Source organism: Candidatus Erwinia haradaeae, from assembly GCF_900698955.1.
Classification (GTDB): domain Bacteria; phylum Pseudomonadota; class Gammaproteobacteria; order Enterobacterales; family Enterobacteriaceae; genus Erwinia_E; species Erwinia_E haradaeae_G.
Genome location: NZ_LR217720.1, coordinates 1,049,109 through 1,058,529, shown reverse-complemented (window position 1 = coordinate 1,058,529; position 9,421 = coordinate 1,049,109). Strand labels below are relative to the sequence as shown.

7 protein-coding genes are annotated in these 9,421 nt (G+C 33.1%); 4 read left to right on the top strand and 3 right to left on the bottom strand.

What is annotated here, in order from left to right:
• Window positions 1–585 precede the first annotated feature (585 nt).
• Window positions 586–1,062: an RNA pyrophosphohydrolase gene (locus ERCILAFE3058_RS03445; RefSeq protein WP_232037582.1), complete on the top strand. Its 477-nt coding sequence runs from the start codon at window positions 586–588 to the stop codon at window positions 1,060–1,062.
• Between the two features lie 279 nt (window positions 1,063–1,341).
• Here the strand turns inward: ERCILAFE3058_RS03445 and tsaC are convergent, their stop codons facing one another.
• From tsaC to hemW, 3 genes are all read right to left on the bottom strand, one after another.
• The gene (gene tsaC, locus ERCILAFE3058_RS03440) at window positions 1,342–1,902 is read right to left on the bottom strand and encodes an L-threonylcarbamoyladenylate synthase type 1 TsaC (RefSeq protein ID WP_157990028.1); all 561 of its coding nucleotides are present in this window, start codon (window positions 1,900–1,902) and stop codon (window positions 1,342–1,344) included.
• A 614-nt stretch (window positions 1,903–2,516) separates the two neighbouring features.
• The gene (locus tag ERCILAFE3058_RS03435; protein ID WP_157990027.1) at window positions 2,517–2,990 is read right to left on the bottom strand and encodes a DUF494 family protein; all 474 of its coding nucleotides are present in this window, start codon (window positions 2,988–2,990) and stop codon (window positions 2,517–2,519) included.
• Between the two features lie 521 nt (window positions 2,991–3,511).
• Window positions 3,512–4,648 (bottom strand): radical SAM family heme chaperone HemW, encoded by a 1,137-nt coding sequence (hemW, locus tag ERCILAFE3058_RS03430; RefSeq protein ID WP_157990026.1) that lies wholly within the window; start codon window positions 4,646–4,648, stop codon window positions 3,512–3,514.
• Between the two features lie 589 nt (window positions 4,649–5,237).
• On the opposite strand from hemW, the gene serC reads away from it, so the two are divergent.
• The 3 genes from serC (at window position 5,238) to rpsA (ending at window position 9,173) form a co-directional block, all read left to right on the top strand.
• Window positions 5,238–6,326 (top strand): 3-phosphoserine/phosphohydroxythreonine transaminase, encoded by a 1,089-nt coding sequence (serC, locus tag ERCILAFE3058_RS03425; RefSeq protein WP_157990025.1) that lies wholly within the window; start codon window positions 5,238–5,240, stop codon window positions 6,324–6,326.
• Window positions 6,327–6,644: 318 nt separating this feature from the next.
• Window positions 6,645–7,331: a (d)CMP kinase gene (gene cmk, locus ERCILAFE3058_RS03420; protein ID WP_157990024.1), complete on the top strand. Its 687-nt coding sequence runs from the start codon at window positions 6,645–6,647 to the stop codon at window positions 7,329–7,331.
• Window positions 7,332–7,487: 156 nt separating this feature from the next.
• Window positions 7,488–9,173: a 30S ribosomal protein S1 gene (gene rpsA / locus ERCILAFE3058_RS03415; protein WP_157990023.1), complete on the top strand. Its 1,686-nt coding sequence runs from the start codon at window positions 7,488–7,490 to the stop codon at window positions 9,171–9,173.
• The last annotated feature ends 248 nt before the right edge of the window (window positions 9,174–9,421 follow it).

The following is a 9,421-nucleotide window of genomic DNA, read 5'->3' as shown; positions in this document are numbered from 1 at the left end:
GTCTATCTTGGTTGTCTAATCAACATTTATCTTATAGTATAAGCTGTGGATTACCTGTGATTTTATTCTATATAAACTGAAAGAAAATATCATCTAAAATGGCATCAAATAAAGTGCTCTGTCTCGTTTAAAAACTATGAATTTCATTCATATCAAGATCACAGACAATGCTGGCAGTATGTCTTAATAAAATTAAAAGATATCCAAAACCACAAGATGACCATTGCTTTCTTCAAGTATTATTCTACTTAATAATGAACATGATGTGCAGACATCATTAGATCAGCACCTTTCACCACATATCATACATACATATCCATAAAGTATTAACAACCATTACAAGAACTAATAAAGTTCAAAAAACGTCCTCATCACTTCTTGCAGGTCAGTGCCTTGAGGACCACTTGCTTTTATGGATCATTTACAGTAATGTGTGTTAAAATTACACATGTAATACATACCATACCTCTTCTATAAAGATAAATTTTATAGATATGTCCGTAAAATAATAATAGTCAAGATACGATAAAACCGTAAAAGAATGAGAAGAACTCCAAATCTTTATTACAAAATTAAGGTCATTCAGTGATTAACTATAATGGCTACCATCCAAATATTGGTGTAGTAGCCCATAACACCAATAGGCAGGTTTTATGGGTTAAGCGTACCAATCAAGATGTCTGGCAGTTTCCTCATGGAGGTATTCAGACTAGTGAAACTCCAAAAATAGCGATGTATCGTACATTATTTGAAACAGTAGGTTTAAATCAACAAGATGTTCGCATAATCTCTGAAAGTCATCACTGGGTGAAATATAATCTGCCTATAGACTTGATTCATTTGAAAAAGGAAAAAATATGTATGGAGCAAAAACAGAAGTGGTATCTTGTAAGATTATTATGTAATGATGGAGCGATTAATATAAAAAATAGTCATTCGCCAGAATACGATGACTGGCAGTGGGTCAATTATTGGTATCCAATACGTTACGTCATTCCATTTAAAAAAGTTCTCTATCGCAGAATTATGGAAGAATTTTCTAAAAAACTATTTATTTTATAATGTAAATAACAGTATACAAACATAAAATATCGGAGATATTTGCTGATATAAAATACATATTATCACTATAAAAATTCAAGAATAAAAAATTAAATAACAAAGAATATCGCATGTATTATTAAACAGTGTATTTGTTTTATTATTTCTATAGAGAGAGCGATTATTAGAGAAACCATTCATGCTATATTCAGTAATGGTTAATATAAAATAAATCGAAACAGAGCATATTCGATAATATCAGGATGAATTCATAATATATAATGAACTATAGAGTTAGTTTTAACGAATGCATTCACCAGTAAGTATATTACGTATTTCAGATGGCCGCTGAAGCCCTCCCGTTTCTCCTGCACAAACCGGAAAATCATTTCCAAAATGACTCAATACTTCACTTGCGTGGCGACAAGGAGGAAAACTAGAGATATTAGCGCTTGTTGATACTAATGGTGCGCCATACGCCATACATAAATTAATCACAGAAGGATGATTGCTCACGCGCACCGCCAATGTAGAAAAACGTCCAGTTAACCAATATGGCGTAGTACTACGTGCTGGTAAGATCCATGTTACTGGCCCCGGCCATTTGGAAAACATCAGACTTTTTTGATCATAGGATAATTTTTCATCAGCAACCCAAGGAATAAGTTGGTCATAATTAGCGGCAATGAGAATTAAACCTTTCTGGATCGATCTCTTTTTTAAGGATAACAGATGCGTGACTGCTACTTTACTGTTAGGATCACAACCCAACCCAAAAATCGCTTCAGTCGGATAAGAAATAACCATTGACTGATTTAGATATCTGACACATTCTTCTAATGAATAAATTACAGGGCCCATGATGACTCCAAATGGTATTGAGCTATTTACAGGTAAATGATGCATTTATCATTAAAATGTATCAATAATATTCTATATATGATGTATAAAATATAATAAATAAAACACAATTAATGTAAAAAATATTGAATATCATTCATTATAGAAATACCATGCTATTTATAATAGAAGAATATACTGTGATTAATTTGTGTAAATCATTAGATTGTACATCATTAGAAAATGTTTTTTTCCATGAAGTCATGCGGATCAGATCGTATAGGTGATTGATGGATAAAAAAGAATAATGAGCAAGTTATATGAATGTATAAACTATGTTATATATATTGGATGTAAGAATAAGACGATGTGTAATATGACATATAGAATGTGTATATACATGTATAGATCAGTTCTCTATATGCTACATCATAATGGTCTTCTTAATAATTAAATGATATACAAAAGAAAGATTAAGGTACGTTACATAAATTAAATGCTATTTTGATAGGAAGAAACATATTTTATATAAGCAGAGTATTCATATCTTTCGTCTGTTGAGGTGATAAAATCCATATTAAAAGGGAGCATTAATTAAGACACGTAGCAATCGATAGCATTTTCTTGCATAAAATTCAATGCATCATGCCTTGATTAACATCAAAAAGCAACTCTTCCATTTTCTGGTACGCATTTTCACACCCAGGAACATTAAATAGCACCATGAGAACTATCCATTTTAAATCAACTACATTAAATGCTAGAGTATCCAGTGCCATAATGCGTTCAATAACCATTTCACGTGTTTGTGTATTTAATATCTGCGCACGTTCTAAGAACCATAGAAAACTACGACAATTAACATCTAACCGCTGATTTTCTTCTAATGTATAAATACGAATAGAAAGAGGATCGGTATTTAACAAAATTGGAGAAACCCCGACATCTTGATACTCTGCTAATTTTTCTAACCAATTTAATGCATTATCAATATCATTACGCTGAAATCCAGCAGTAGATAAATCATCTGTTAACTGATCCTGATCAATGCGCATATTTGCTTGATTATGAATATAGGTTTCAAATAAGTACATTAGAACATCAAACATAGTATGCCCTCCTTCATCTGATGTCGACGCCTGGTACATAAGCGACGTCTATGCGTCAATCCTAACGTCATTAACTTGTTTTTACATTTTCTTCTCAAGTAGTCGGGAAATATAATTGACACGTTAAGAAACCATATGAATGAATCTTTATTCATCGCCCTACCTTAACTAATACATAGAAAAAAGGCAAGAAAGCACCATACGAGATGTTGTTGAATAACGGCATGTATATAATTAGCAATAACTGTATCGCATTTGATAATTTTCTCGAAAAACAAGGGAATAGTTTTTAAGCAATACCGAGATTAGAAAATCAATCGAGATTATGTTGTAATATCGTTAATTATTTGATCATATTAATCCGTTTTTAATATATAAAAAATAATCTTCTTCACACCTTTCTTTCACTTTCATACGTGCTATATGTGTAATATATACATATATAAATTATTTCTAATCACATAAAGAATGAATACATTATCAGATATAAATGTATATTTTAAAAAATTATTGAAAAATGGTTAATCTGTTAAAAATAATTCCAAAAGAGAATTTAAGAATAATGTGCCCTTTTGCGTCACCATCCAAGATGTACTAGTTTCTGTTATATAACCTTCTTCAATAGCACGGTTGATCGGAGAACGAATGCTGTCTTCTGAAAGACCAGTACAGAGTTTATACTCACTACGAGGCGTCATTTCTAACAAACGAAATCTATTCATGAAAAATTCAATCGGTTTAGCACTATTATTTATTGCGTAACGTTTACTAAGATAATTTCCAGACATAAATTTACGTGGATGGAGAGTTTTACTAGTGCGAATAATTGTTCCATCAGGTTGAGTTAGCTTGCCATGCGCCCCACAACCAATACCTAGATAGTCCCCAAAACGCCAATAATTTAAGTTATGCTCGCAATAAAAGTGAGATTTCGAATAAGATGAAATTTCATACTGTTGATAACCAGCAGCACAAAGTAATTTATGTCCTTGTTCAAATATAGCCCATAAATGATCTTCATGCGGAAGCTGCGGGGGACGCGTAAAAAATAAAGTATGCGGTTCAATCATTAATTGATACCATGATAAATGAGGAGGGTTGAAACTTATTGCTAAGCGTAAATCATTTAGTGCGTCTGCGAGCGATTGATTGGGTAATCCATGCATCAGATCAATATTAAAACTACGTAAACCCAGAGACGAGACAATTTTTACTGCTCTTCGTACTTCATGTGAGGTATATGTACGACCTATATTTTGTAAACTGCTTTTCTGAAAGCTTTGAACACCGATGGAAATACGATTTATGCCGGCATTTTTATATCCGTTACAACGGTCTATTTCTAAAATACTAGGATTGACCTCTATTGTAATTTCAGCTGTATTAGATAATTCTAAACGAGTACGTATTCCATGAAGCAGAAGTTGTATAGATTTGCTATTTAGTAAACTAGGTGTGCCTCCACCAATAAATATGGTATGAATTTTTCGACCAGAAATTAAAGGAAGGTCGAGATGAAGATCGTTAAATAAATGATTTATGTAGTCATAAACTGGAATTTCTTTTTCTAATGCGTAAGAATTAAAATCACAGTATGAGCATTTCTTTAAACACCATGGAATATGAATATATAAACCTAAATTAGGAAGAGTTAGCATGTTTATCCTTCAATAAATTATGGATATATAGATAACAACATATATATATTTTTATATATCGATATATTTTATATGCTATTGCGGTGATACTTATGTTAAATAAATAATTGATGTTCCATAGAAAATCATCAAGTATATGCACTTAGAGAACATAGAATATACATGCTACGTAATGTTGTATATATAAAATGATATGAATATGCTTTCTTATCTAAAAATATATTCATTAATATTACGATGAATAAGAAAGAATACTTAGTAAGCATTTCATTGCTGGAAACACTACCTAACATTATTAAAACAACTATACTGCGGTAATAAAAAATATATTCTGATAATAACAATATAGTTAAAATGGAGTTTTATAAATTCCGTCCTATATTTATATATAAAACATTAAAAATGTTATCACAACCAAAGAACATTAATATAAAAATATTATTGGTACATTTACCAGCACGCCTTTTTCTTTTAATATTTTAAATATATATGTTATTGCACTGTATTACGCTAAACATTTTCGATATCTGATAGTAACCATTATATTTTTATAAAAATAACAAATGCTACAAAGGATCAATAACTACAAATGCGTCAAATTTTTAATTTTAGCGCTGGTCCAGCTATGCTACCAGTGGACGTCCTTCGAGACGCTCAAGAAGAGCTAACAAATTGGCATGGTATAGGAAGCTCTGTGATTGAAATCAGTCACCGTAGTAAGGAGTTCATTCAGCTTGCTGAAGAAGCTGAGGTAGATTTTCGTGATTTACTGCAAATACCATCTAACTATAAAGTATTATTTTGTCAAGGAGGGGCTCGTGGACAATTTTCTGCCGTTCCATTAAATTTATTAGGTAAAAAAAATAAGGCAGATTATATTGATAGTGGTTACTGGGCAAAAAGTGCCATTAGAGAGGCAAAAAAATATTGTACACCTAATGTGATTAATGCAAAAGTGACGGTAAAAGGTCTTGAATCCATTACCCCTATGCATAGCTGGCCACTTTCAAGTGATTCCGCCTATATTCACTATTGTCCAAACGAAACTATTGAAGGTGTGGCTATTTACGACACCCCAAATTTTGGTAAGAAAACTGTTGTAGCCGATTGTTCATCTACAATTCTTTCTACACCAATTGATGTGACTAGATATGGTCTTTTATACGCAGGAGCACAAAAAAATATTGGCCCAGCTGGTTTAACATTAGTAGTCATAAGTGAAGATCTTCTAGGGCAAGCGCGTGATGATTTACCTTCTATTCTTAATTATAAAGTATTGGCCGATAATAATTCGATGTTTAATACTCCACCGACTTTTGCATGGTATTTATCTGGTTTAGTCTTTAAATGGTTAAAAAAACAAGGAGGGGTGATAGAATTATCTAAGCAAAATCAAGCTAAAGCAGAACTTTTATATCGTACTATTGATACCAGTGAGCTTTATCATAATTATGTTGCCATTGAAAATCGTTCACGCACAAATATACCGTTTTATCTTGCAGATCATGCATTAAATACGCTATTTCTAGAAGAATCATTTGCTGCTGGATTGTATGCCTTAAAGGGTCATCAGATCATGGGGGGGATGCGAGCATCTCTTTATAACGCTATGCCATTCTATGGGGTAAAGAAGTTAACCGAGTTTATGATGGATTTTGAGCAGCATTATTATAATTAATCTTATAATTATAAGAACATTTCATGCTGAACTCAAGGGACTAAAAGAGCGAGAAATGTTTATGTACTGCAATTAATGGCAGGCTATAGTTTGAGCATTCTTTACAGCAAAAAAATATTTGCTGAATAAAATATTACATAATTTATGTGTACTATATTACGATTGCATAATACACCAATGATAATGAAATTCTTGTACTTGTATAAGAAAATACTTTTCCCAATGAAAACATTGTATTACAGTTACATAAAAATATTAATGAGATGAACGACCGTTGAAGATAAGTAATTCACAATGTATCCTCAAAAGAGACATACGATGATAACTAAACCTCCTGTAATCGCCATTGATGGTCCCAGTGGAGTAGGCAAGGGAACATTATGCAAGGAGTTGTCGAAAAAATTACAATGGTATGCTCTAAACTCTGGTATTATTTATCGAGCTTTAGCAATAGCAGCTTTGCACAATCAAGTAGATATTAGCGCTGAAGAAGCTCTTATCCCACTAGTGTCTCATCTTATAAATTTAAATTTCACTCCCCACGAAAAGGAAATAAAAGTAATTTTAGCAGGAAAAGATATTTCCATGAAAATCCATGATCAACAAGTTAGTGATGTAGCGTCACGCGTAGCATTATTTCCTCGCTTACGTCAAAAAATGTTAAGTGTTCAACATAGTTTTCGTGTATTTCCGGGGCTTGTTGCTGAAGGTCGTGATATGGGCACAATAGTATTTCCAGATGCTTGTGTAAAAATTTTTCTTGACGCTAATGCAAAAGCACGTACTCACAGACGCATGCTACAGTTGCAGGACAATGGTGTTAGTGTTAATTTTAATCAGCTTTTATCTCAGATAGAAGAACGAGACGAACGAGATTTGCATCGATCTATTTCACCACTTATTACCACAGACGATGCTTTAATTATTGATTCAACTAATATGTCAATACAAAAAGTAATAGAAATAGCACTGCATTATACGCGTATCCAACTCGCTAAGGCATAAATTATAAGTATTTTACTTGTATTAAGTAATATACATCATTAGCTAGAATTAGAAAATTTCACTCTATAGGTAATGAATACCATAGATAATATACATACACCAACTTGTTAGGATGACTAGTGGTTGTTTAATTACAGAATTTTGAAGACTATTAATATGACTGAATCTTTTGCTCAACTCTTTGAAGAATCTCTAAAAAAAATAGAAACTAAACCAGGGTCTATTATTCGCGGTACTGTGATATCTATTGATAAAGACGTTGTTTTGGTGGATGCGGGTTTAAAATCTGAATCTACAATATCTGTAGAACAATTTAAAAATGCAGTGGGTAACCTAGAAATTCAAGTGGGTGACCAGGTAGATGTTGCCTTAGATGCTGTAGAAGATGGTTTTGGGGAAACTATTCTTTCCCGTGAAAAAGCAAAACGCCATGAATCTTGGATTATACTAGAAAAAGCTTATGAAAAAGGTGAAATCGTTATAGGAATTATTAATGGAAAAGTAAAAGGTGGCTTTACAGTTGAGTTAACTGGTATTCGCGCCTTTCTTCCTGGGTCACTAGTGGATGTACGTCCAGTACGTGATACTTTTCACCTAGAGGGAAAAGACTTAGAGTTTAAAGTGATTAAGCTAGATCAAAAGCGTAATAATGTTGTTGTATCTCGCCGTGCAGTTATAGAATCAGAACATAGTGCGGAACGTGATCATTTGTTAGCTAGTCTCCAAGAAGGTCTAAAAATTTTAGGAATTGTAAAAAACTTAACAGACTATGGCGCCTTTGTTGATCTAGGTGGCGTAGATGGTTTACTACATATTACTGATATGGCTTGGAAACGTGTGAAACACCCAAGTGAAATTGTAATGGTTGGTGATGAAATTACAGTTAAAATTCTCAAGTTTGATCGTGAAAGAACGCGTGTATCTTTAGGATTGAAGCAACTCGGGGAAGATCCATGGGTATCCATTGCCAAGCGTTATCCAGAGGGTACTAAGCTTACTGGTCGCGTCACAAATCTAGCTGATTACGGATGTTTTGTGGAAATTGAAGAAGGCGTAGAAGGTTTAGTCCATGTTTCAGAAATGGATTGGACTAATAAAAACATTCATCCATCTAAAATTGTTAACGTACATGATTCAGTAGAAGTTATGGTATTAGATATTGATGAAGAACGTCGTCGTATATCTTTAGGTCTCAAACAATGTCAAACTAATCCCTGGCAGAAATTTGCAGAAACTTATAATAAAAATGACCGCGTTGAAGGAAAAATTAAATCTATTACAGATTTTGGAATTTTTATTGGGTTAGAAGGTGGGATTGATGGTTTAGTGCACCTATCTGATATATCCTGGAATTCTTCAGGAGAAGATGTGGTGCGGGATTATAAAAAAGGTGATGATATTGCCACAGTTGTTTTGCAGGTTGACGCAGAGCGAGAACGCATTTCTTTAGGTGTAAAACAATTAGTAGAAGATCCATTTAGCATTTATTTATCCAATAATAAAAAAGGTGCCATACTACATGGTAGAGTGATCGCAGTGGAATCGAAAGGTATTGCAGTGAGATTACATGATGGCGTAGATGGTTATATTGCTACCAACGAAGAAGAATGCGATGTTATAGACGGAAAAAGCACTTTAGTACAAGTAGGAGATGCTATTTCTGCTAAATTTACTAGTGTTGATCGCAAAAATCGCGTTGTAGGGTTGTCTATGCGATCTCAAGAAAAGCCAATCGAAATAAAAGAAGCGGCCACTCCTGCGGCAGGTCATAAATCAGAAGAAAGAAGCTTTGCGAACGCTATGGCAGAGGCTTTTAAGGCTGCAAAGAGCGAACAAGATTAGTAAGTTAATATTTTCACATCATCTTTATTCACTGAAAGATATGATAGATGCAGCAAAAGGCATCTTGATGTATATGATTGTTGCTCTATCAGAAGGTGAATATATCCATATACATGAATTTGTCAACATTGCAGTGTACTACAGCTATAGCTATATTATGCGCACGCATAAGTCATTGCCCTGCAATCAAAGAACGTAAGTAATATTTGAGAGTGCTTATTTAGATTTATTGCAAACTAAAAAATAAT